Below are 20,492 nucleotides of genomic sequence, written 5' to 3'. Positions count from 1 at the left end.
GGCTCACTCCCGCCGGTGCGCCCGGGCCGCCGAGTGCTGATCGCGCGGCTTGAGCTCGATGAAGTCGAGGTTGACGTGCTCCGGGCGGGTGACGGCGAATCCGATGACGTCGGCGACGTCCTCGGCCGCCAGCGGGGTCAGTCCGCGGTAGACGGCGGCGGCCCGTTCGGTGTCCCCGCCGAAGCGAGCCTCGGAGAACTCGGTTTCCACCAGGCCCGGCGCGATCTCGGTGAACCGCACCGGCTCGCCGAGGTGCTCACCGCGCAGGGTGCGGTGCAGCGCCGATTCCGCGTGCTTGGCGGAGGTGTAACCGCCGCCGTTGTCGTAGACCTCGCGCGCGGCCACCGACGTCACCGTGACCACGTGCCCCGAACCGGAGGCGATCACCTTCGGCAGCAGGGACCTGGTTACCCGCAGCGTGCCGAGCACGTTCGTCTCCCACATCCAGCGCCATTCCTCCTCGTCAGCGGAGGCGATCGAGGCGGTTCCCCGGGCCCCGCCGGCGTTGTTCACCAGAACGTGGCACGCGGAGATCCGGTCGACGAAGGCCTGCACCGATTCGGCATCGGTCACGTCGAGCGGAACCGCGGTGCCGCCGATCTCCGCGGCGAGGTCCTCGATGCGTTCTTTTCGCCGCGCACCGACGGTCACCTGATATCCCTCCGAGGCCAGGCGCCGTGCCGTGGCCGCCCCGATCCCGGAGCTCGCGCCTGTCACGACCGCGTGATGTTTCAACTCGTTCACGTTCACGTCCTCCCCCGCCGTGTCGATCTTCGCGCACCCGTGCGGACGCCGGTGCCGATGGGGCTCGAGCAGCGGTTCGCGCCGCCTCCGAGATCGTGTCCTAGCAGCGCAACCGGTGCCCGCCGAGGGTGACGATACGCACGACATCCACATGCGAAACCCCAGATCTTGCGGCGTCATGTGGGATGCGGGGTTCGATTCGAGCAGTGGGTAGGGCGGTAGTCGTGTGGCGGAAACAGTTTCCACGAGCGCTCACCGCGATGCTGGGGCTCATCGCGGTCGCGGCCGTCGCCGCCGGGTGCGGCGAGTCCGGTGACGAGGTCTCCCAGCCCGCCGCGCAGGTGTCCGTCAATCCCGGAGACGGTGCGCAGGCGGTCAATCCGCGCGCGCCGATCAGCGCGGAGGTGCAGCACGGCCGGCTCGACCACGTCACGCTGACCGGTTCGGACGGCTCGGTGATCCCGGGGAAGCTCTCCCCGGACCAGAGCACGTGGCGCCCCTCGCAGCAGTTGCACTACGACGTGCGCTACACCTGGGCGGGCAAGGCCCTCAACTCCGAGGGCGAGCTCGCCCCCGTGGGCGGGCAGTTCCACACCCTGGCCCCGGAGAGCACCATCGGTGCGACGATCAGCCCCACCGACGGCCAGGAGGTCGGCGTGGGGATGCCGATCAGCATCCGCTTCGACGAGGCCGTGCAGGACAAGGCCGCCGTCGAGCGTGCGCTGGAGGTGCAGCCGTCCCGGCCGGTGGAGGGCTCGTGGGCGTGGCTCACCGACGAGAAGGTGCACTGGCGCCCGAAGGAGTACTGGCCCGCGCACACGCACGTGCAGGTGGAGGCGAACCTGCGCGGCGTCGCGTTCGGCGGCGGGGCGTTCGGCGAGGACAACGTGGGAGCGGAATTCGACGTCGGGCGGCAGCAGATCGTCAAGGCCGACGTGCAGAGCCACCAGATCGTCGTGGAGCGCGACGGGGAGCCCGTGGCGACCTATCCCGCTGCCTTCGGCGCCGAGTTCGACCCGGGCCGGCGCACCATGAACGGCACCTACATCGTGATGGCGCGCGTGCGGGTGCAGTACATGACCAATCCGGAGTACGGCTACTTCAACGAGCCGTACCCGTGGGCCGTGCGGTTCTCCAACCACGGCGAGTTCATCCACGCGCACGACGGGAACGCGTCCGCGATCGGCAACACGAACAACTCGCACGGATGCGTCAACCTGACCTCCGGAAACGCCCAGGAGTACTACCAGTCGGCGATGATCGGGGACCCGGTGGAGGTGACGGGTTCGGCCAGCGACATGCCCCCCGGCTACGACGTCTACGACTGGCTCATCCCCTGGGAGGAGTGGCAGGCGAAGTCCGCGCTGCACAAGCAGAGCTGATCCGGCCGGATGCCCGCCGCTGACCTGCGGCGGACGTGCTCCTCCGCAGGTCAGTCGCGCTCAGCCCGGCCCCGGCCCAGCTCAGCCCAGCCCGGCGCAGCCGAGCTCAGCGCAGCGCTGGGCGGGCGCGCCGACCGCGGCACGTCCGCGGGGCGGGCGCGTCACGCGGGGGAGGCCGCGGCGTCGGTGCGCAGCACCGCCCCGAGCAGGCCGGGGAAGCGGGCCTCGAGGTCCGCGCGGCGCAGGGTCGAGACGATCTCGCGGCCCTCGTGGCGCTGGTGGATCACGCCGGCCTCGCGCAGCACCCGCCAGTGGTAGGTCATGGTCGACTTGGAGACGGGAGCGGTCAGGGCGCCGCAGGGCATCTCCGCGCCTTCCGCGAGGACCCGCACGATGTGCAGGCGCACCGGGTGTCCCAGCGCGTGCAGGACCTCGGTGATCTCGATGCGGTCGCGGTTCGGGTGGGGCAGCGACACGCGCCCGATCGTACGGGTGGCGGCTGCTGCGGCAAGGCCGAGCCGGGCGGGCCGCGCGGGAGAGTTCCCGGACCCCGGCAGCGGGTTCCCCGCGGCGGGCGGACTCCGGCGGTGCGCGAGCACCCGGTGGACAGCTCCGGTTCACCGCCCGGTGTGGGGGCGGTCACGTGCCCGCCGCTGGCCGTGCGGTGCTCCCCCGCTCGAGCGGTAGCGTCTGCCCCGCTCACCTCGGCACGTGCGCGTGGAGCCCGGGTGGAATGCGCGAGGCAGCACCGCCGCGGGGAATGTTTCGGCCGCTGCTGGTGTCGGGGTGGACGGCGCCCGAAGATCTCGGGCTGCCGAACGCGCTGACGATGGGCAGCAGATGACCACGAACACAGTACGTTTCCGGCCGCGCCGTGTCGCTGTTCTCTCCCTGCACACGTCGCCGCTGGAGCAGCCCGGCACGGGCGATGCGGGCGGGATGAACGTCTACGTCGCGCAGACGGCCAAGCGCATGGCCGCGCAGGGCACCGAGGTCGAGATCTTCACCCGCGCCACCTCCTCGGAGGTGCCTCCCGTCGTGGAACTGGCCGACGGGGTGCTGGTGCGCAACGTGGTGGCCGGTCCGTTCGAGGGGCTGGGCAAGGAGGACCTGCCCTCGCAGCTGTGCGCGTTCGCCGCGGGCGCGCTGCGCGTGGAGGCCCGCAACGATCCCGGCTACTTCGATCTCGTGCACTCGCACTACTGGCTGTCCGGCCAGGTCGGCTGGCTCGCGCGGGAGCGGTGGGGTGTGCCGCTGGTGCACACGGCGCACACGCTGGCGAAGGTGAAGAACGCGGCCCTGGCCGAGGGGGACGCGCCCGAACCGCGCATCCGCGTGCTCGGCGAGGAGCAGGTGGTGCGCGAGTCCGACCTGCTCGTGGCGAACACGGACGCCGAGGCCGGTGAGCTCGTCGAGCGCTACGAGGCCGAACCGGACCGGGTGCGCACCATCCAGCCGGGGGTGGACCTGGACCGCTTCACCCCGGGTGACCAGGCAGCGGCCCGCGAGGAGCTGGGGTTGCCCCAGGACGCCGTGATCCTCGGGTTCGTGGGTCGGATCCAGCCGTTGAAGGCCCCGGACGTGCTGCTGCGGGCCACGGCGGAGCTGCTGCGGCAGCACCCCGAGTTGCGCAGCCGCCTGGTCGTGCTCGTCGTGGGGGGTCCGTCGGGCAGCGGCCTGGAGCGCCCGGAGGCGTTGCAGCAGCTCGCCGCGGAGCTGGACATCACCGACGTGGTGCGGTTCCTCCCGCCGCAGCAGGAGGCCTTACCGCAGGTGTACCGGGCGGCGGACGTGATCACCGTGCCGAGCTACAACGAGTCCTTCGGGCTCGTGGCCCTGGAGGCCCAGGCGTGCGGGACGCCGGTCGTGGCCGCCGCGGTGGGCGGGCTGCCGGTGGCCGTCCCGCACGGGGAGTCGGGGCTGCTCGTGGACGGCCACGACACCCGGCGCTGGGCCGCGGCCCTGGCCGAGGTGACCACGGCGCCCGAGTACCGGCGGCGGTTGGCCTCGGCGACGACCGCGCACGCGGAGAGGTTCTCCTGGGAGCGCACCACGGACGCGTTGGTGGACACTTACGCCCGGGCCAAGTGGGCGTTCCACGCGCGACTGCGTGTTCAGGAGGTGACGGCGTGAGTTCTGCGACGGGCTCCGGTGGCGAGGAGGACGCCGGCGGAGCGGCGGTTCCGGGCGATGCGGCTGCGGTCGTGGAGTCCGCGCTGGTCGACAGCGAATTGGACTACCGCGTGCACGGGCGGGGGCGGTTCTTCGTCACGTTGCCGGGCACGAAGAAGCTGCAGACGAACTGCTGGGTGGTGCTCGACGGGCACGCCCTGGTGATCGAGGCCTTCGTGTGCCGCCGGCCGGACGAGGCCCACGAGGAGGTCTACCGGTTCCTGCTGCGGCGCAACGCCCGGTTGTACGGGGTGCACTACACGATCGACGGCGACGGCGACGTCTACCTCGTGGGGCGGCTCGGCCGGCGGTCCGTGGAGCCGGAGGAGCTGGACCGGCTGCTCGGTCAGGTCCTGGAGGCCGCCGACGGCGATTTCAACACGCTGCTGGAGCTGGGGTTCCGCACGGCGATCCGGCGCGAGTGGGGTTGGCGCGAGGCGCGGGGCGAGTCGCTGGCGAACCTGCGCCCGTTCCAGCACCTGGTGGAGCGCGAGGGGGCGCTGCCGCCTGCGGAGGACTCCGGCTGAGGTGGTGCGCCGGCACCAGGCGCAGCGGGCGCGGGACGGGGTGCGCGGGGCGGGTGCCCCGTCGGTGCTGGTCCCGCCGAGCGGGCGGTGACCGCGGGGCGGCTCGGGAGAGAGGGGGGAGTCGCGAGCTCGAACCGCCCCGCGAACATGTCCCGCCGTGCCGACTTGCACGCGGTCCGCGCTCAAGCCGGGCGGGGCGCGGTCCGTTGGGGGAGAACGAACCGCACTGAACTCTCGCAAGACCGGGGAGTGCGTGGGAGCCGATCAAGGAGAGCTCTGCCAACTTCGCAGAGTCCGAAGCCAGCCACAAGGCCGGCATATTACTCCGTTCGTGTGATGTTTGACTGGAAATGTAACACAGAGCAATCGCGTGGCCGGCGCTTTGTCAGCAGAAGTGATGTCGGACACGCCGCTGTCACGAACGCACAGTGATCGGGTAACCGTCCGATGACGTGCACAACCCCGCGCGCTCTTCGGCGCACGCGCGCAGCGGCTGGCATGGTGAAGCCGTCCGAGCACCCGGCGTGCCCGTCCGGGCGCGTGCCGCGTCCGGACGGGCACGCCCCCCGGAGGTGCACGTCCGCAGGCAGGCACCTCCGAGGCGCGTCCGCAGACAAGGAGGAGCGTGATGGCCACGACCCGCACCGCCAGGACCGAATGGCGCGGCGCGCTCGCCGACGGTTCCGGCAGCGTCAGCCTCGTCTCGTCCGGCACCGGTGACTTCCCCGTCACCTGGGCCTCGCGAAGCGAGGAGCCGAACGGTCGCACCAGCCCGGAGGAGCTCATCGCCGCGGCGCACTCCTCGTGCTTCTCCATGCAGCTGTCGGGGCTGCTCACCTCCGCGGGCACCCCGCCCGAGCGGCTCGACACCAGCGCGGAGGTCGGTTTCGGGCCGAGCGGCGACGGGTTCGCCATCACCGGCATCACCCTCCGCGTGCGCGCCTCCGTTCCCGGCGCCGACGAGTCCGGGTTCCAGCGGACCGCGCAGCAGGCGAAGGAGATCTGCCCCGTCTCGGGGGCCCTCAAGGGCGTGGAGATCGACCTCGACGCCGCGCTGCAGTAGCGGGAAGCAGCCGCCGGGCGCTCGTCCGGGGCACCCGTGCGGCGGTTCCTCCCGCCGGGCCTTCGGCGCTGCCGGACCGCGTTCGCGAGCAGGGCGCGCCCGCGCATGCGGGCGCCGCGGCGCGCAGCCCCCGACCGGCACCTCCCGGCCGGGGGCGCGGCCCGGCGCGTGCGCGGACGTGACCGCGCCGGGCCGAGCGGTCACCGCTCAACCATTAGCCTGGTTGTATGACTGGGACTGTGGTGCTGCTCAGGCACGGCGAAAGCACGTGGAACGCGGAGAACCTGTTCACCGGGTGGGTCGACGTTCCGCTGTCGGAGAAGGGGGAGAGCGAGGTCCGCCGCGGCGGCGAGCTGCTGGCCGAGACCGGCGTCCTGCCGGACGTGGTGCACACGTCGCTGCTGCGGCGCGCGATCTCGACGGCGAACATCGCGCTGGACGTGGCCGACCGGCACTGGATCCCGGTGCGCCGGGACTGGCGGCTCAACGAGCGCCACTACGGCGCGCTGCAGGGCAAGAACAAGAAGCAGATCGCCGAGACCCACGGTGAGGAGCAGTTCATGCTCTGGCGCCGTTCCTACGACACGCCGCCGCCGGAGATCGACCCCGGCGACGAGTACAGCCAGGAGGGCGACCCGCGCTACGCCGACCTCGGATCGGACATGCCGCGGACCGAGTGCCTCAAGGACGTCGTGGCCCGGCTGGTGCCGTACTGGGAGCAGGCGATCGTGCCCGACCTGCGCGCCGGGCGCACCGTGCTGCTCGCCGCGCACGGCAATTCGCTGCGGGCGCTGGTCAAGCACCTCGACGGCATCTCGGACGAGGAGATCTCCGGGTTGAACATCCCCACGGGGATCCCGCTGCGCTACGACCTGGACGAGCAGCTGGCACCCACCAACCCGGGCGGGACCTACCTCGACCCGGAGGCGGCGCAGGAGGCCGCCGCCGCGGTGGCGAAGCAGGGCCGCTGATCCCGCGGCCGGACACGCTGCGTTCATCGGCGGGGCGTCCTCGGTTCGCGAGGGCGCCCCGCGGCCGTCCCGCGGTGAACACTTGATTGCTCGTTCGGGTGATGGCGGTGCTCCTGCGTCGAAATCCATCCGATCAGCAGTTGATCGACTGGTAACGAACGGGTGAAATCCGCCCGTTCACGTGTCACGGGTGTCACGGATGGGCCTCGCGGGGTGGCCTTGCCCGGTGGCCCCTTGCTTACGATGCGGACGTGACCGCATTGGGCTCGACCGCCCTGATCGTGGCCGCGTTGGTGCTCGGCGCGGTCGGCGGAATAGTTGCTACCAGTCTCGTGCACCGCCACCGGCGGCGCTCATCGGACGGACCGACCGTCGCGGAGCTCCTCCAACGCCTCGTGCACACGAGCGACGACGGGATCGTGATCCTCAACCGGTTCGGCGACGTGGTGCTGCACAACCCCCGTGCTGACGAACTCGGGCTGCTGCGCAGCCAGCAGGCCGACCCGCGGGCGCAGCGAGCCGCCGAGCAGGCGCGGGAAACCGGCGAACGCGTGTCCGCGGACCTGACCCCGCCGCGCCGCGGAGTGGTCTCCTCCGGGCGGGATCCGGCCTCCGTGCTCGGTGAGGTGCGCAGCATCGGCGACGAGTTCACCGTCATCGACGCGGCGGACGAGTCGGAGGCCGTGCGCCTGGAGGCCACGCGCCGCGACTTCGTCGCCAACGTCAGCCACGAGCTCAAGACCCCGGTCGGGGGAATGAGCGTGCTGGCCGACGCGGTGCTCGACGCCTCCGACGACCCGGAGGCCGTCCAGCACTTCGCGGAGAAGATCCGCCACGAGTCCAACCGCCTGGGCACGCTCGTGTCCGAGCTCATCTCGCTGTCCCGGCTGCAGGGCGCCGAGGCGCTGCCCGAGCTCACCACCGTGGACGTGGACGCGGTGGTGGACGAGGCGCTCGAGCGCAGCGGGATCGCCGCCGGGTCCGCCGGCGTCGAGGTCCACGCGGACCAGCCCAGCGGGTACCTGCTCGACGGGGACCGCACGCTGCTGGTCACCGCGCTGAGCAACCTCATCGACAACGCGATCTCCTACTCCCCGGAAGCCACCCCGGTCTCCGTCAGCCGTCGCCTGACCGAGGGCTACGTGGAGATCGCGGTGACCGACCGCGGCATCGGCATCTCGCCGGAGAACCAGGGGCGCGTGTTCGAGCGCTTCTTCCGCGTCGACCCGGCCCGGTCGCGCGCGACCGGCGGAACGGGTCTGGGGCTGGCGATCGTCAAGCACGTCGCGGCCAACCACGGCGGCGAGGTCCGGTTGTGGAGCCAGCCCGGAACGGGCTCCACGTTCACCCTGCGCGTGCCGCAGCACGGCGCGGGGGCGCCGCGTTCCGGCTCGGGCGGCGGCGTGTCGTGGGAGACCGGTGCCCAGTCGGCGGCCGCCGCGCAGCCGACCGCCGCGCAGCCGGCGGACGAGTCCGACAGGACCGATCAGGTCACGACGGCGAATACAGGAGGAGTTCGGTGACCAGGGTGTTGATCGTGGAGGACGAGGAGTCCTTCAGCGACCCGCTGGCCTACATGCTCCGCAAGGAGGGGTTCACCGCGGCGGTCGCCACGGATGGTTCCGAGGCGCTCGAGGAGTTCGACCGCAGCGGCGCGGACATCGTGCTGCTGGACCTGATGCTGCCGGGGATGAGCGGCACGGACGTGTGCAAGCAGCTGCGGCAGCGCTCCGCCGTTCCGGTGATCATGGTGACCGCGCGGGACGCGGAGATCGACAAGGTGCTCGGCCTGGAGCTCGGCGCGGACGACTACGTGACCAAGCCGTACTCCTCCCGGGAGCTCATCGCCCGGGTGCGCGCCGTGCTGCGCAGGCGCGGCGAGGTGGAGGACCCCGAGCAGCAGGTCCTGGTCGGCGGTCCGGTCCGGATGGACGTGGAGCGGCACGTGGTGACGGTCTCCGGCGAGGAGGTCACGCTGCCGCTGAAGGAGTTCGACCTGCTGGAGTACCTGCTGCGCAACACCGGCCGCGTGCTCACCCGGGCGCAGCTGATCGACCGCGTGTGGGGCGCTGACTACGTCGGTGACACGAAGACGCTCGACGTCCACGTGAAGCGCCTGCGCGCCAAGCTCGAGGAGAACCCGGCGGAACCGCGCTACTTGATCACCGTGCGTGGCTTGGGGTACAAGTTCGAGACGTGAGATTGCCCGCGTAACACGGAGCGCGAACACCGCCCGGCAGGGGTGGCCGGTTCCGCTGAGCTGCGTCGATTCCCCGCTGCGGGGGTGTGCTCAGCAGGGGCGGTCGGGGTGCGGCCCCGCCCCGGCGTGTCGGAATGTGACCACCTGCCCCGAATCCCCGGTCGCGGGCGGTAACTTGTCCAGGTGCACTCCCGCCAGCGGCAGCACCGGCGGTGCAGCGGTGGGCCGGGGGCGCGTGCGGGTGGACCGCGAGCGCTCCTCCGGTCGTCCTGCCGCGGGCTCGGGGTGCGCATCCCGCGTCGGGACGTGTCGCGGCACTGGCGCGGCACGTGGTCGACCGGTGGACGGAAGGCTCAGCACGGGGCACGGTGAATGCGATGAACCGGGACAGCGGGGCGGAACAACCTACCCAGCGCACCGTTGCGGAGCTGTTGGCGGAGTACGGCAACAGCCCGGACGGCGGAGGCGGTGGGGAACGCGGTAGCTCCCGACGGCGCCGGCGCCGTGCCGAGGACCCGACCGAGACCGCGCCGCAGGCGATCATCGACCGCGTCCTCTCGGACAGCGGCAAGATGCGCCCGATCGACCCGGAGCAGGACGAGCCGCAGCGCCGCGGCCACCGGGCGCGGTCGGACGAGGAGCCGGACGCGGATGCGGGTGAGGCCTCCGCGCAGGCCGAGGCGGGCGCCCCCGCCCCGGACGCCCCCGCCCCGGAGGGGGGTGCCCAGGAGGGAGGCGCTCCGGAAGCCCCCGCGGACGGCGGACCGGCAGCGCAGGCGCACCCGCCCGCCGGTCAGGCTCCGTCCGGTGCCCAGGAGCAGTCCGGTCGCGCCGGCAAGCAGTCGGGCAAGTCCGGCAAGGCCAACTACTGGGCCCGCCGGTTGTCCGGCAAGAAGTCGCAGGCGCGGCAGGAGCAGGCACCCGCTGAGGCCCAGGCCCCCGCGGAGTTCCCGTCCAACGAGGACACCAACCGGATGATCGCGCCGGTGGGGCAGCCGGAGGCGGCGTCACCGGAGGGGCAGCAGCCCGCTGCGGACGCCCGTGCCGAGCAGGGGGGTGCCCGCCCCCAGCAGGTCGGCCAGGTCGGATCGCCGAGCGGCGACCCGGAGGCGACGCAGCAGCAGGGCGTGCCGCCCGCCGCTCCCCCTCCCGCGCAGGCGCCCGCTCCGCAACCCCCCGCTCCGCAGCCCCCCGCGGGACCTGCCGGGTCCGCGGCTCCGGAGGCGGAGCCGCGCGTGGTCGAGGGCGCGACGGAGCAGTTCCCGCCGGTGACGGGGGTCCAGCCGCCCGAGGGCGGCACGGCGGTGCTGCCGCCCGCCGCGAGCGGTGCGGCCCTGCCCGCCGGTCAGGGCGCGGCCCGTGGGGCCGAGCAGGACGACTACGCCGACGAGGCGACCTACCTGGGCGAGGCGGCCCACGCCGACGAGGCGGGCCGCCCGGACGCCGGGAGCGACCCGCGCGGCGCGGGCTACGACTACTCCGACTACGGGGACTACTCCGACTACGACGACTACGCGGCGCTCGACGAGGAGTACTCCGGCTACGACGACCTCGACGACGAGTACGACCCCGAACTGCCCGCGGGCATGGCCGCGCAGGACTACGCCGAGGACGAGGACGGGGCCGAGCCCGCTTCCGGCCGCCGCGAGTGGCTCGCGTTCGCCGGGCAGGCCGTGGTCGGGCTGCTGCTCGGCGGCCTGGTGTGGGTCGGGTTCCGGTGGCTGTGGCTGGCCTTCGCGCCCGCGGCCCTGGTCGCGGCGCTGGTGGTCACCGGTTGCCTCGTGCTGGTGGCGCGGAAGGTCCTGCGCACCGACGACCTGCAGTCCGTCCTGCTGGCGGTGCTGGTGGGGCTGGTCTGCACGGTCTCACCGGCAGCCCTGCTCCTGATCAGCCTGTAGGGCTGCTGCCAGGACCAGTCCAACGGGTGCGAGCGGACACCGCCGTGCGACCGCGCGGCGGGCTTGCGGCATGCTTGGCAGGACATGACAGCGCACCAGTCGGATTCTTCGCGCCTACCGGTGACCGATCACATCCCGGTCGGGCTGTCCACCGCGTCCGTGTGGCCGCAGCCCGCGCGCGCCGCGTTCGAGTTCGCCGCGGACCTCGGGTTCGACGGGGTCGAGGTGATGGTGTGGGCGGACGCCGTGAGCCAGGACGTGGAGGCTCTGCGGCGGCTCTCCGAGCAGTACGGGGTCCCGATCCTCGCGGTGCACGCCCCGTGCCTGCTCATCACGCAGCGCGTGTGGTCGGCTGATCCGGAGGAGCGGCTGCGCCGCGCGGTGGTCGCGGCCAGTGAACTCGGTGCGGGCACGGTGATCGTCCACCCGCCGTTCCGGTGGCAGCGGCGCTACGCGGAGCGCTTCGACGACCTCGTGGCGGAACTGGAGGAGACCAGCGGGATCGCGCTCGCAGTGGAGAACATGTTCCCGCTGCGCCCGCCGCAGGGGCTGCGCCGCCGCGGGAACCGCTCGAACGGGTTGTCGGCGTTCGCCCCCTCGCCGGACCCCACCGAGGTGGGCTACCGCAACTACACGCTGGACCTCTCGCACGCGGCCGCGGCGGAGGCGGACACGTTCGGGCTGCTCGACCGGATGCGGGGGCGGCTGGCGCACGTGCACCTCGCGGACGGCACCGGCGTGGCCCGGGACGAGCACCTCGTCCCGGGGAAGGGGACGCAGCCGTGCGCGGAGGTGTGCGCGAAGCTGGCCGCTGACGGGTTCGGCGGTTCCGTGGTGCTCGAGGTGAACACGCGCAAGGCGAAGACGGCGCAGCAGCGGGCCGCGTTGCTGTCCGAGTCCTTGCTGTTCGCCCGGTTGCACCTGAAGCCGGTGCAGGACTGAACGCGAATCGGTCTCGTTCAAGAGACGAGCGCCACGCCCTCAAGATCAACTTCTCGGATGTCGGCGCATAGAATGCGGTGTGGATCAGCCCCGAGCCGGCTTCGCGGTCCAGCGCGGTGCGGCGGATCGCCCCGCTCGCGCGGGCGGCTCTCCGGTCCGGGGCAGCGTCGAGGCGCCACGTTTCCGTGGCGGGGAGGTGGCAACCCCCGTGAACGACTCCGCATCGCCCGAACCCGAAGGGCTCTCCGCGGCGTTCTCCGCCGCCACCGCCATCCGCGAGCTCGGCGGCGGTGACTTCACCACCCACCTGCACCCGGACTGGGTGGTCGGCGGCAAACCGCACGGCGGCTACCTCCTCGCCCTGCTCGCCCGCGCGGGATGCTCCGGCACCGACCTGCCGCCCGTGGCGATCAGCGCCAACTACCTGCGGGTGGCGCAGATCGGCCCCGTGCTGCTGCGCACCGAGACCCTCAAGGAGGGCCGCACGATCACCACGCGGCGCGTCGTGCTGGAGCAGAGCGGGCGCACCTGCGTGGACGCCACCGTCACCCTCGGCGAGCTCCCCGAGGAGGAACCGGCCTGGACGGACATCCCCGACATGCCCGCGGACCCGCCGGAGACGGCCCTCGACGCGGCCACCGCGCCGAAGAGCGCCTTCGCCGGCCTCTCCCGGGGCTGCGACCTGCGGCTCGACCCGGTCGGCGCGGGTTTCCTGCGGGGCGAGTCCGCGCCGCCGCGCCTGCGGCTGTGGGTCCGCCCCCGGCACGAGGTCCCGGACCTGTTCTTCGCGCTCTGCGCCGGGGACATGACGATCCCGGTGACCTACAACCTCGGCCACGTGGGCTGGTCGCCCACGGTGCAGCTGACCGCGCTGCTGCGGCACCGCCCGGCGAGCGGGTGGCTGCGGCTGGCGGTGGAGAGCAGAGCCGTGCACGGCGGTTGGTTCGACGAGGACGTGCTCGTCGTCGACTCCGCCGGACGCGTCGTGTGCCAGGCGCGGCAGCTCGCCATCGCCGCCTGACCGCAGCCCCGGTCGTGGGCGGCTACTTCCCGAGGTGCGCCACGTCGAGCAGCCCGTCCGCGTGCTGCTGCCGCAGGCGCTTCTTGTCGAACTTGCCCACGCTCGTCTTCGGCGCCTCGGCGACGAAAGCCCAGCGCTCCGGCACCTGCCAGCGCGGCAGGCGTTCGGCCAGGAGCTCCTGCAGCTCCTCGGCACCGGTCCGCTCGCCCTCGCGCAGGGCCACGGCCACCAGCGGGCGCTCGCTCCACCGCGCGTCCGGCACCCCGATGACCACGGCCTCGGCCACCGCGGGGTGGTCCATGACCGCGTTCTCCAGCTCCACCGAGGAGATCCACTCGCCACCGGACTTGATGACGTCCTTGGCCCGGTCGGTCAGCCGCAGGTACCCGTCCGGGGAGATGTGCCCGACGTCGCCGGTGCGCAGCCAGCCGTCGTCGAAGGTCCCGGAGTTCTCCGCGCCGTAGTAGCTACCGGTGATCCACGGCCCGCTCACCTCGAGCTCGCCGACGCTGCGCCCGTCCCGCGGCAGCTCGTCGCCCGCGGCGTCGACCACGCGCGCGTGCACGCTCGCCGGGAAGCGGCCCTGCGAGGTGCGGTAGGCCCAGTACTGCTCGCCCGTGGTGCCCGCCGGCGCCCGCGCGACGCTGCCCAGCGGCGATGTCTCGGTCATGCCCCAGCCCTGCAGCACGCGCACGCCGTGGCGCTCCTCGAAGGCGCGCATGAGCGATTCGGGGCAAGCGGCGCCGCCGACGAGGACCTCGCGCAGCGAGGAGATGTCGCGGTCGCCCCCGTCCAGCTGCTGCAGCACGCCGGTCCAGATCGTCGGCACCGCCGCGGCCAGCGTCGGGCGCTCGGTCTCGATCATGTTCAGCAGCGCGTCCGGCTGCAGGAACCGGTCCGGCATGACCAGCGAGGCGCCGACGAGCAGCGCGGCGTACGGCAGCCCCCAGCACATGGCGTGGAACATGGGCACGATCGCCAGTGAGCGATCGCCCGGGCCGATCGCCGTGGCGTCGGACATGCACGCCTGCATCGAGTGCAGGTAGATCGAGCGGTGCGAGTAGACCACGCCCTTGGGCTCGCCCGTCGTGCCGGACGTGTAGCACATCGCCGCGGCGGAGCGCTCGTCCAGCTCGGGCCAGGCGTAGGTCTCCGGCCGCCCGTTGAGCACCGCCTCGTAGTCGTGCACCTGCACGCCCCGCGGGGCTTCGAGCGAGTCCGCTCCGCCGCCGGTGACGACGACGTGGCGCACGGTCTTCAGCTCCGGCAGCACCGGTTGCAGCAGCGGGACCAGGGTGCCGTCGGCGATGACGACGTGGTCCTCGGCGTGGTCGGCGATGTGCGCGATCTCCTCCGGGTGCAGGCGGATGTTCAGCGTGTGCAGCACCGCGCCGATGCTCGGCACGGCGAAGTAGGCCTCCAGGTGCTCGGCGTTGTTCCACTGGAACGTGGCCACGCGCGTGTCCCGCTCGACGCCGAGCTCGCGCAGCGCGTGGGCCAGCTGGGCCGCCCGGCGGCCCGCGTTCGCGTAGTCGGTGCGCCGCGGTCCGTCCGCGGTCCAGGTCACGAGCTCCGCGGCCCCGTGCGGGCCGGTGCCGTGGCGCAGGATGTGCGGGATCGTCAGCGGGCTGTCCTGCATCGTGCTGAGCATCGGGCGGCACTCCTTCGTGATCGGGTGCTCGGATGGCGGGAGCTCGGACCTCGGGCAGGTGGTCGGTCGGTTCGTCCGGAGCGGCGGAACCGCGCGGCCCGCTCGTCGGCCGCGGTGCGGAGCGGTACCGACCGCCTGGTTTGTGCCGGGAGTCACAATAAACTCCTGCGCCCGGTCGGCGGAACGGGCAGCAGCGCGGCGGGTGCGCGTTCCCCGCCAGCGCCGCGCGCCCCTTCCTCCCTGCGCAGACGGTCCGGGCGGTGCTCGGGTGGTTCGGGGGCGCGCGGGAGGGTCTGGCACCCTGAGCGCATGACGACGATCGCCGTGCTGGGAGCCGGGAAGATCGGTGAGTCGCTGCTGTCCGGCCTGCTCGCCGCGGGCCACGGGACCGGCGCGCTGATGTTCACCGAGCGCTACCCCGACCGGGCCGCCGAGCTGACCGAGCGCTACGGCATCGCGCCGGTGGAGGTCGCCGATGCGGTGCGCGCGGCCGACGTCCTGGTGATCGCGGTCAAGCCGCAGGACGTGGAACCGGTGCTGGCCGAGCTCGGCTCCGTGCCGGAGGGCACGCTCGTCGTCTCCATGTGCGCCGGCCTGCCGCTCTCGCTGTTCGAGGGGCGCCTGCCGGCGGGCACGCCGGTCGTGCGGGTCATGCCGAACACCCCGATGCTGGTGAGCACGGCGATGAGCGCCGTGGCCGCGGGTGCGCACGTGGACAAGACCCACCTGGACCTCGTCGACGAACTGCTCGGCAGCGTGGGGCGGGTGGTGCACGTCCCTGAGGAGCAGCTCGACGCGGTGACCGCCGTCTCCGGCTCCGGTCCGGCCTACTTCTTCTACGTCGTCGAGGCGCTCATCGAGGGCGGCGTGGCCATGGGGCTCCCGCGGGCCACCGCGGCCGAGCTCGTGGTGCAGACCGCAGCGGGATCGGCGGAGATGCTGCGCGCGGAGGGGGCGCACCCGGCCTCGCTGCGCGAGGGGGTGAGCTCGCCGGCCGGCACGACGATCGCGGGACTGCGCGAGCTGGACCGCAACGGCGTGCGGGCCGCGTTGGTGGACGCGGTCGAAGCGGCCCGGGACCGCTCGGTCGCGCTGGGGCGGGCCCACCGGGCGGAGGACGACTCGGCCTGAGCGGCCCGCTCGCACATCGCAGGCATCCCACCTGTCCCGCTACTCTCGGAAGAGCACGTGCGTGAGGTTCCGCCGGAGGGGAAGCCGGCGGCGCGGCACGTGCCGAAGGGCACGGTGAACCATGTCTGCCAACTCCGATCCGAGCCCACCACCGATCGGCGAGGTCCGGTTCCTGACCGTGGCCGAGGTCGCCAAGGTGATGCGGGTGTCCAAGATGACCGTGTACCGCCTGGTGCACGCCGGTGAGCTGCCCGCCGCTCGGGTGGGGCGGTCCTTCCGGGTGGCGGAGAAGGACGTGCACGCGTACTTGGAGAACGCGTACTACAACGCCGGCTGAGACGGTCGCCCCGGCGCCGGATCCGCTCGGCGCCGGAGCGCCGGGCAGCGCGGGGTCGACGCGCCGCGCAGGTGCGTTCCGGCCGCGCGGCCGAGGCCGTAGGCTCGGTGGCACGGCCGCGTCGCTGGCGGCCGGTCCCTTGCCGCCGAGCACCGCGGGGGAGGCATGGCGCCGAACGTGGTACTGGTCACCGGTGTGAGCCGGTTCCTGGGCGGGCACGTCGCCGCCCGGCTGGCGGCCGAACCCGCTGTCGACCGCGTCGTCGGTGTCGACGGCGAACGGCCGAGCCGGGACATGGCCCGCCGCATGGGGCGCACCGAGTTCGTCCGCGCCGACATCCGCAATCCGGCGATCGCGCAGGTCATCGAGCGCCACGACGTGGACACGGTGGTGCACACGGCGCTGAACACCCAGCACGCGGGCAGCGCGCGGTCCGCGTCCAAGGAGATGAACGTGCTCGGCACGATGCAGCTGCTGGCCGCCTGCCAGCAGGCACCGCGGCTGCGCAAGCTCGTGCTGCGCTCCACGGCCGCGGTCTACGGCATCAGCCCGCGCGACCCGGCCGTGTTCACCGAGGACATGGAGCCGAAGGACGTCCCCTCGTCCGGCTACGCCAAGGACGCGGTGGAGATCGAGGGCTACGTGCGGGGCTTCGCTCGCCGCCGCCCCGACGTGGCGATCAGCACGCTGCGGTTCACCGACGTGATCGGGCCGCGCGTGGACGCGACGCTGCCCCGGTACTTCGCCCAGCCCGTGGTGCCCGTGGTGTGCGGCTACGACGCGCGGCTGCAGCTGCTGCACTCCGACGACGCCGTGGCGGTGCTGCAGCGCGCCGCGCTGACCGACCTGCCGGGCGTGTTCAACGTCGCGGGGCAGGGCGTGCTCATGCTCTCCCAGGCGATCCAGCGCGCGGGGCGGGTGGCCGTCCCGGTGCCGCGCACGGCCGTGCCCGCGCTGCACACGCTGCTGCGCGGGGCCAACCCCGGCTTCGACTCCGAGCAGCTGCGCTACCTGGCCTTCGGCCGCGTGGTGGACACGACTCGGCTGCGCGAGCACTTCGGGTACACCCCGCGGTGGGGCACCGGGGAGGCCTTCGACGACTACGTCCGCGGCCGCGAACTGCGGCGGCTGGTCGACGACGACCAGGTGCGCTGGGTCGAGCGCGCCCTCGGCGCCGCGCTGTCCCGGGTGGCCGGGGGCCGGGCGGGCGGCGACCGGTCGGCCAGCACCCGCACGACCGGCATCCGGGCGACCGACACGAGGGAAGGGTGACCGCGATGGGCGATGCACGCGTCATCCCGCTGCACGGGCGCGGCGAGCGCTCCGGGAGCGGAGCGGCGGACGGGCGGTCCGCCCCGCCCGCGGAGGCCGCGCAGCGGCCCGGTGGCGACTCCGGTGCGGAGGACGGCGGTGCGCCGAGCGGGTGGGAGGACGCGGTCGCCGACGCGCTGGCCTTCGCGCGGCGGCGCCTGCTCGGCGACTACGAGGTCGACGAGTTCGGCTTCGACCGCGAACTCGCCGACCGGGTGCTGTACCCGGCGCTGCGGCCGCTGTACGAGAAGTGGTTCCGGGTGGAGACCTCCGGCGTGGACAACGTCCCGCACGACGGGGCGGGACTGGTGGTCGCGAACCACTCGGGCACGCTGCCCTGGGACGCGCTGATGACCTCGGTGGCGCTGCACGACGACCACCCGGCGCGGCGCGACGTGCGCATGCTCGGCGCCGATCTCGTGTTCCGCCTGCCGGTGGTGGGGGCGGCGGCCCGGCGCGCCGGGCACACCCTGGCGTGCCAGCCCGACGCGGAGCGGCTGCTCACCGGCGGGGAGGTCGTCGCCGTGTGGCCGGAGGGGTTCAAGGGCATCGGCAAGCCGTTCAAGGACCGCTACAAGCTGCAGCGGTTCGGCCGGGGCGGGTTCGTGGCCGCGGCGCTGCGCACCGGCGCCCCGATCATCCCGTGCGGGATCGTCGGCGCCGAGGAGACCTACCCCAAGCTGGCCGACGTCCGGCCGCTGGCGCGGCTGCTGGGATTGCCGTACTTCCCGGTCACCCCGCAGTTCCCGCTGCTCGGCCCGCTGGGGGCGGTGCCGCTGCCGACGAAGTGGTCGATCGAGTTCGCCGAGCCGGTGCAGACGGCCTCGTACCCGGAGGGCGCGGCGGACGACCCGATGCTCGTGTTCAACCTGGCGGACCAGGTCCGCGAGTCCATCCAGCAGACGCTGTACCGCCTGCTCTCCCGGCGGGAGAACGTCTTCCTCGGTTAGAGCCCGATGTCGCGGCGCTTGTAGCGGAGCCCGGCCGCGACCGCACCGGCCACCGCGCCGGCGCCGAGCGCGGAGTGCACGCCGATGCGCGCGGCCTTGCGCCCGGTGCGGAAGTCCCGCACGCTCCACCCGCGGGCCCGGGCGATCTCGCGGAGCCGCTGGTCGGGGTTGACGGCCACGGCGTTGCCGACGACGGAGAGCATGGGCACGTCGTTGCTGGAGTCCGAGTAGGCGGTGCAGCGGCGCAGGTCGAGCCCGTCGCTGGCGGCCAGCGCGCGCACCGCGTGCGCCTTCGCGCGGCCGTGCAGCATCTCGCCGACGAGCCGGCCGGTGTAGACGCCGTTGGCGTTCTCGGCGACGGTGCCGAGCGCGCCGGTGAGCCCGAGCCGGCGGGCGATGATCTGCGCCAGCTCGACCGGGGTCGCGGTGACCAGCCAGACGCGCTGCCCGGCGTCGATGTGCCGCTGCGCCAGGGCGCGGGTGCCGGCCCAGATGCGGTCGGCCATGAGCTCGTCGTAGATCTCCTCGCTGAGCGCGATGAGCTCGGCCACCTCGCGGCCGGCGACGAAGGACAGCGCCTGCTCCTGGCTGCTCTGCATGGTCTCGGCGCTCTCGCGGCCGCCGACGCGGAACTTGAGCTGCTTCCAGGCGAACCCGGCCAGGTCGGAGGCGGTGAAGAACTTGCGGGCGGCGAGCCCGCGGGCGAAGTGGAACAGCGAGGCGCCCATCATCATCGTGTTGTCCACGTCGAAGAACGCCCCGGCGGTGAGGTCGGGCGGGGTGGTGTCGGCCCGGTCGGTGGCGGTCTCGGCGGCTTCGGCCGAGGCCCGACCGGCCAGCTTGGCCGTGTCCACGGTGTCGTCCTGACCCGCCCCGACCTGCCGGGCGCTGTGCTGCCGGGTGCCGTTCGCCGCGGTTCCGCCGGGGCCGGCGAGGGTGCGCACGTGGTGCTCCGGTGCGTCGAGCACCGCGGCCGCGTCGAGCACCGCGGCCGGTTCGGCGTGCGCCTCGTCCGCGACGTCGGGGGCCGCCTCGTCGGCCTCCGGCGCTGCGTGGGTGCCGGGGCCGGACATGCGTTCGTCGCCGTGGTCCGCGTCGCCGGCTCCGCCGTGACGTGTGGGCACCGCCGCGCCTCCCCGGGGTGATGCGTGCGGCACCGGTCGCGCCCGCGCGGCCCGTTCCCGCGGCCTGCGCGCCGATACCTGCCTGCTGAGGTTGTTCCGGATGGGCCGCGGACATCACCTTGGCCCGATTCGGCGGACCCCTAGCCTAAGACCTGTCCTCAAACCGCGGTGGGCTGCCGGGTGAACTGGGTGGGACAGCTCTCCGCAACGGGCGGTGACCGGCGGTAACGCCTGCGCCGGTGCGGGTGCTCGCGCGGCGGGGTTCGCCCAGCAGGGCTCGCAGCAGGGGCGCTCCCCGCAGCGGCGCTCACGGGTGTTCCGCGGAGAGCAGCTGGGCCAGCCTGCGCACCGCCCGGTGCTGGAGGGCTTTGATCGCGCCCTCGTTGCGGTGCATGGCCAGCGCGGTCTCGGTGACCGACAGGCCCGTGATGAAGCGCAGCCGGATGCACTCGCGCTGGTCGGAGTTGAGCCGCCGCACGCAGTGCCACAGCTCGCGGTGGGTGACCTCGGCGAGCACCTGGTGCTCGGGGTCGAGCTGCTGGTGCCCCCGCGCGGCCGCGGGCGAGTCGGCGGGATCCGAGGTGGGCACCTCCAGCCGCGCCCGGCTGGACTTGGCGTGGTCGAGGATGAGGTTCTTGGCGATCGTGATGAACCACGCGGCGACGTCCCGCCCCTGGTAGCTGATGGAGGCGATGCGGCGCAGCGCGCGCAGGAAGGTCTCGCTGGTGATGTCCTCGGCGAGGCAGTGGTCGCTGACCCGGAACAGCACGTAGCGGTACACCAGCTGGGCGTACTCGTCGTACAGGCGGCCGAACGCGTCGTTGTCCCCGTTCTGCGCGGCGTCGACGTACGCCCAGGAGTCGCCGGTCCCGTCGGGGCCGGGGGCGGCTCCGGGCGCGGTGCCGGTTCGGGTTCCGGCGTCGGTCCGCACCGGTGCGGTGGCGGTCGCGGGCGCGGTGGCGGGGGCGTCGAGTGCTGAGCGCGAAGCGGGCGGTGTGAGCGTGTGCGTGCTGCCCATGCCGACCTCCTGCCGTGGTGGTTGTGCGGACCGCGCGACTTCTTCCTGCG

Annotated in this window: 19 protein-coding genes; 14 read left to right on the top strand and 5 right to left on the bottom strand. The window is 73.3% G+C overall.

Annotated features, from left to right (window positions below):
* Nucleotides 1-3: 3 nt before the first annotated feature.
* Complete coding sequence (locus tag ACYVJE_RS18535; RefSeq protein ID WP_461145437.1) at nucleotides 4-744, bottom strand: SDR family NAD(P)-dependent oxidoreductase; 741 nt, start codon at nucleotides 742-744, stop codon at nucleotides 4-6.
* Between the two features lie 260 nt (nucleotides 745-1,004).
* On the opposite strand from ACYVJE_RS18535, the gene ACYVJE_RS18530 reads away from it, so the two are divergent.
* Nucleotides 1,005-2,126, top strand: coding sequence for a L,D-transpeptidase (locus ACYVJE_RS18530; RefSeq protein ID WP_461145436.1), 1,122 nt, complete (start codon nucleotides 1,005-1,007; stop codon nucleotides 2,124-2,126).
* Between the two features lie 161 nt (nucleotides 2,127-2,287).
* Here ACYVJE_RS18530 and ACYVJE_RS18525 read toward each other — a convergent pair whose 3' ends face one another.
* Nucleotides 2,288-2,602, bottom strand: a complete 315-nt coding sequence (locus ACYVJE_RS18525) for an ArsR/SmtB family transcription factor (RefSeq protein ID WP_459157543.1) — start codon at nucleotides 2,600-2,602, stop codon at nucleotides 2,288-2,290.
* 364 nt (nucleotides 2,603-2,966) lie between these two features.
* Here ACYVJE_RS18525 and mshA point away from each other — a divergent pair, with 364 nt between their 5' ends.
* The 9 genes from mshA to ACYVJE_RS18480 all read left to right on the top strand — a co-directional run bounded on the left by mshA (nucleotide 2,967) and on the right by ACYVJE_RS18480 (nucleotide 12,920).
* Nucleotides 2,967-4,259 carry a D-inositol-3-phosphate glycosyltransferase gene (gene mshA / locus ACYVJE_RS18520; RefSeq protein WP_459157542.1) on the top strand — a complete coding sequence of 431 codons (1,293 nt, stop codon included), beginning with the start codon at nucleotides 2,967-2,969 and terminating at the stop codon, nucleotides 4,257-4,259.
* A 71-nt stretch (nucleotides 4,260-4,330) separates the two neighbouring features.
* A complete protein-coding gene (locus tag ACYVJE_RS18515) occupies nucleotides 4,331-4,825 on the top strand; it encodes a type III secretion system chaperone family protein (protein ID WP_459160094.1) in 495 nt (164 codons plus the stop codon).
* A gap of 628 nt (nucleotides 4,826-5,453) precedes the next feature.
* A complete protein-coding gene (locus ACYVJE_RS18510; protein ID WP_461145435.1) occupies nucleotides 5,454-5,888 on the top strand; it encodes an OsmC family peroxiredoxin in 435 nt (144 codons plus the stop codon).
* 227 nt (nucleotides 5,889-6,115) lie between these two features.
* Nucleotides 6,116-6,859: a phosphoglyceromutase gene (locus ACYVJE_RS18505; RefSeq protein WP_461145434.1), complete on the top strand. Its 744-nt coding sequence runs from the start codon at nucleotides 6,116-6,118 to the stop codon at nucleotides 6,857-6,859.
* Nucleotides 6,860-7,110: 251 nt separating this feature from the next.
* Nucleotides 7,111-8,382, top strand: a complete 1,272-nt coding sequence (locus ACYVJE_RS18500; RefSeq protein WP_461145433.1) for a sensor histidine kinase — start codon at nucleotides 7,111-7,113, stop codon at nucleotides 8,380-8,382.
* Nucleotides 8,379-9,059, top strand: a complete 681-nt coding sequence (locus tag ACYVJE_RS18495) for a winged helix-turn-helix domain-containing protein (protein ID WP_459157538.1) — start codon at nucleotides 8,379-8,381, stop codon at nucleotides 9,057-9,059. The genes ACYVJE_RS18500 and ACYVJE_RS18495 overlap by 4 nt, the downstream gene beginning before the upstream one ends.
* Before the next feature lie 377 nt (nucleotides 9,060-9,436).
* Nucleotides 9,437-10,957 (top strand): hypothetical protein, encoded by a 1,521-nt coding sequence (locus tag ACYVJE_RS18490; RefSeq protein ID WP_461145432.1) that lies wholly within the window; start codon nucleotides 9,437-9,439, stop codon nucleotides 10,955-10,957.
* A gap of 84 nt (nucleotides 10,958-11,041) precedes the next feature.
* Entirely contained in the window at nucleotides 11,042-11,899 is an 858-nt protein-coding gene (locus ACYVJE_RS18485; RefSeq protein ID WP_459157536.1) for a sugar phosphate isomerase/epimerase family protein, read from the top strand.
* 208 nt (nucleotides 11,900-12,107) lie between these two features.
* The gene (locus ACYVJE_RS18480) at nucleotides 12,108-12,920 is read left to right on the top strand and encodes a thioesterase family protein (protein WP_461145431.1); all 813 of its coding nucleotides are present in this window, start codon (nucleotides 12,108-12,110) and stop codon (nucleotides 12,918-12,920) included.
* A gap of 22 nt (nucleotides 12,921-12,942) precedes the next feature.
* Here ACYVJE_RS18480 and ACYVJE_RS18475 read toward each other — a convergent pair whose 3' ends face one another.
* Nucleotides 12,943-14,571: a fatty acid--CoA ligase gene (locus tag ACYVJE_RS18475; protein ID WP_461145430.1), complete on the bottom strand. Its 1,629-nt coding sequence runs from the start codon at nucleotides 14,569-14,571 to the stop codon at nucleotides 12,943-12,945.
* Between the two features lie 309 nt (nucleotides 14,572-14,880).
* On the opposite strand from ACYVJE_RS18475, the gene proC reads away from it, so the two are divergent.
* The 4 genes from proC (at nucleotide 14,881) to ACYVJE_RS18455 (ending at nucleotide 18,300) form a co-directional block, all read left to right on the top strand.
* Nucleotides 14,881-15,702 (top strand): pyrroline-5-carboxylate reductase, encoded by an 822-nt coding sequence (gene proC, locus ACYVJE_RS18470; protein WP_461145429.1) that lies wholly within the window; start codon nucleotides 14,881-14,883, stop codon nucleotides 15,700-15,702.
* Nucleotides 15,703-15,823: 121 nt separating this feature from the next.
* A complete protein-coding gene (locus ACYVJE_RS18465) occupies nucleotides 15,824-16,039 on the top strand; it encodes a helix-turn-helix domain-containing protein (RefSeq protein ID WP_461145428.1) in 216 nt (71 codons plus the stop codon).
* 165 nt (nucleotides 16,040-16,204) lie between these two features.
* A complete protein-coding gene (locus ACYVJE_RS18460; RefSeq protein ID WP_461145427.1) occupies nucleotides 16,205-17,311 on the top strand; it encodes an NAD-dependent epimerase/dehydratase family protein in 1,107 nt (368 codons plus the stop codon).
* Between the two features lie 5 nt (nucleotides 17,312-17,316).
* On the top strand, nucleotides 17,317-18,300 hold the full coding sequence (locus tag ACYVJE_RS18455) for a lysophospholipid acyltransferase family protein (RefSeq protein ID WP_461145426.1): 984 nt from the start codon (nucleotides 17,317-17,319) through the stop codon (nucleotides 18,298-18,300).
* On the opposite strand, the gene ACYVJE_RS18450 is transcribed toward ACYVJE_RS18455, so the two are convergent.
* The gene (locus ACYVJE_RS18450; protein ID WP_459160093.1) at nucleotides 18,297-19,154 is read right to left on the bottom strand and encodes an HAD family hydrolase; all 858 of its coding nucleotides are present in this window, start codon (nucleotides 19,152-19,154) and stop codon (nucleotides 18,297-18,299) included. The two genes, ACYVJE_RS18455 and ACYVJE_RS18450, sit on opposite strands and share 4 nt — an antisense overlap.
* A gap of 577 nt (nucleotides 19,155-19,731) precedes the next feature.
* Entirely contained in the window at nucleotides 19,732-20,442 is a 711-nt protein-coding gene (locus ACYVJE_RS18445; RefSeq protein WP_461145425.1) for a sigma-70 family RNA polymerase sigma factor, read from the bottom strand.
* Nucleotides 20,443-20,492: the final 50 nt, after the last annotated feature.

It is taken from the genome of Salinifilum aidingensis, from assembly GCF_054782015.1.
This window is presented reverse-complemented; position numbering and strand designations above follow the sequence as displayed.

Coding starts and splice junctions, on each gene's coding strand:
- ACYVJE_RS18460 (WP_461145427.1), top strand. CDS start 16,205: ATGGCGCCGAACGTGGTACTGGTCACCGGTGTGAGCCGGTTCCTGGGC.
- ACYVJE_RS18510 (WP_461145435.1), top strand. CDS start 5,454: ATGGCCACGACCCGCACCGCCAGGACCGAATGGCGCGGCGCGCTCGCC.
- ACYVJE_RS18490 (WP_461145432.1), top strand. CDS start 9,437: ATGAACCGGGACAGCGGGGCGGAACAACCTACCCAGCGCACCGTTGCG.
- ACYVJE_RS18530 (WP_461145436.1), top strand. CDS start 1,005: ATGCTGGGGCTCATCGCGGTCGCGGCCGTCGCCGCCGGGTGCGGCGAG.
- ACYVJE_RS18455 (WP_461145426.1), top strand. CDS start 17,317: ATGGGCGATGCACGCGTCATCCCGCTGCACGGGCGCGGCGAGCGCTCC.
- proC (WP_461145429.1), top strand. CDS start 14,881: ATGACGACGATCGCCGTGCTGGGAGCCGGGAAGATCGGTGAGTCGCTG.
- ACYVJE_RS18505 (WP_461145434.1), top strand. CDS start 6,116: ATGACTGGGACTGTGGTGCTGCTCAGGCACGGCGAAAGCACGTGGAAC.
- ACYVJE_RS18475 (WP_461145430.1), bottom strand. CDS start 14,571: ATGCTCAGCACGATGCAGGACAGCCCGCTGACGATCCCGCACATCCTG.
- mshA (WP_459157542.1), top strand. CDS start 2,967: ATGACCACGAACACAGTACGTTTCCGGCCGCGCCGTGTCGCTGTTCTC.
- ACYVJE_RS18445 (WP_461145425.1), bottom strand. CDS start 20,442: ATGGGCAGCACGCACACGCTCACACCGCCCGCTTCGCGCTCAGCACTC.
- ACYVJE_RS18485 (WP_459157536.1), top strand. CDS start 11,042: ATGACAGCGCACCAGTCGGATTCTTCGCGCCTACCGGTGACCGATCAC.
- ACYVJE_RS18465 (WP_461145428.1), top strand. CDS start 15,824: ATGTCTGCCAACTCCGATCCGAGCCCACCACCGATCGGCGAGGTCCGG.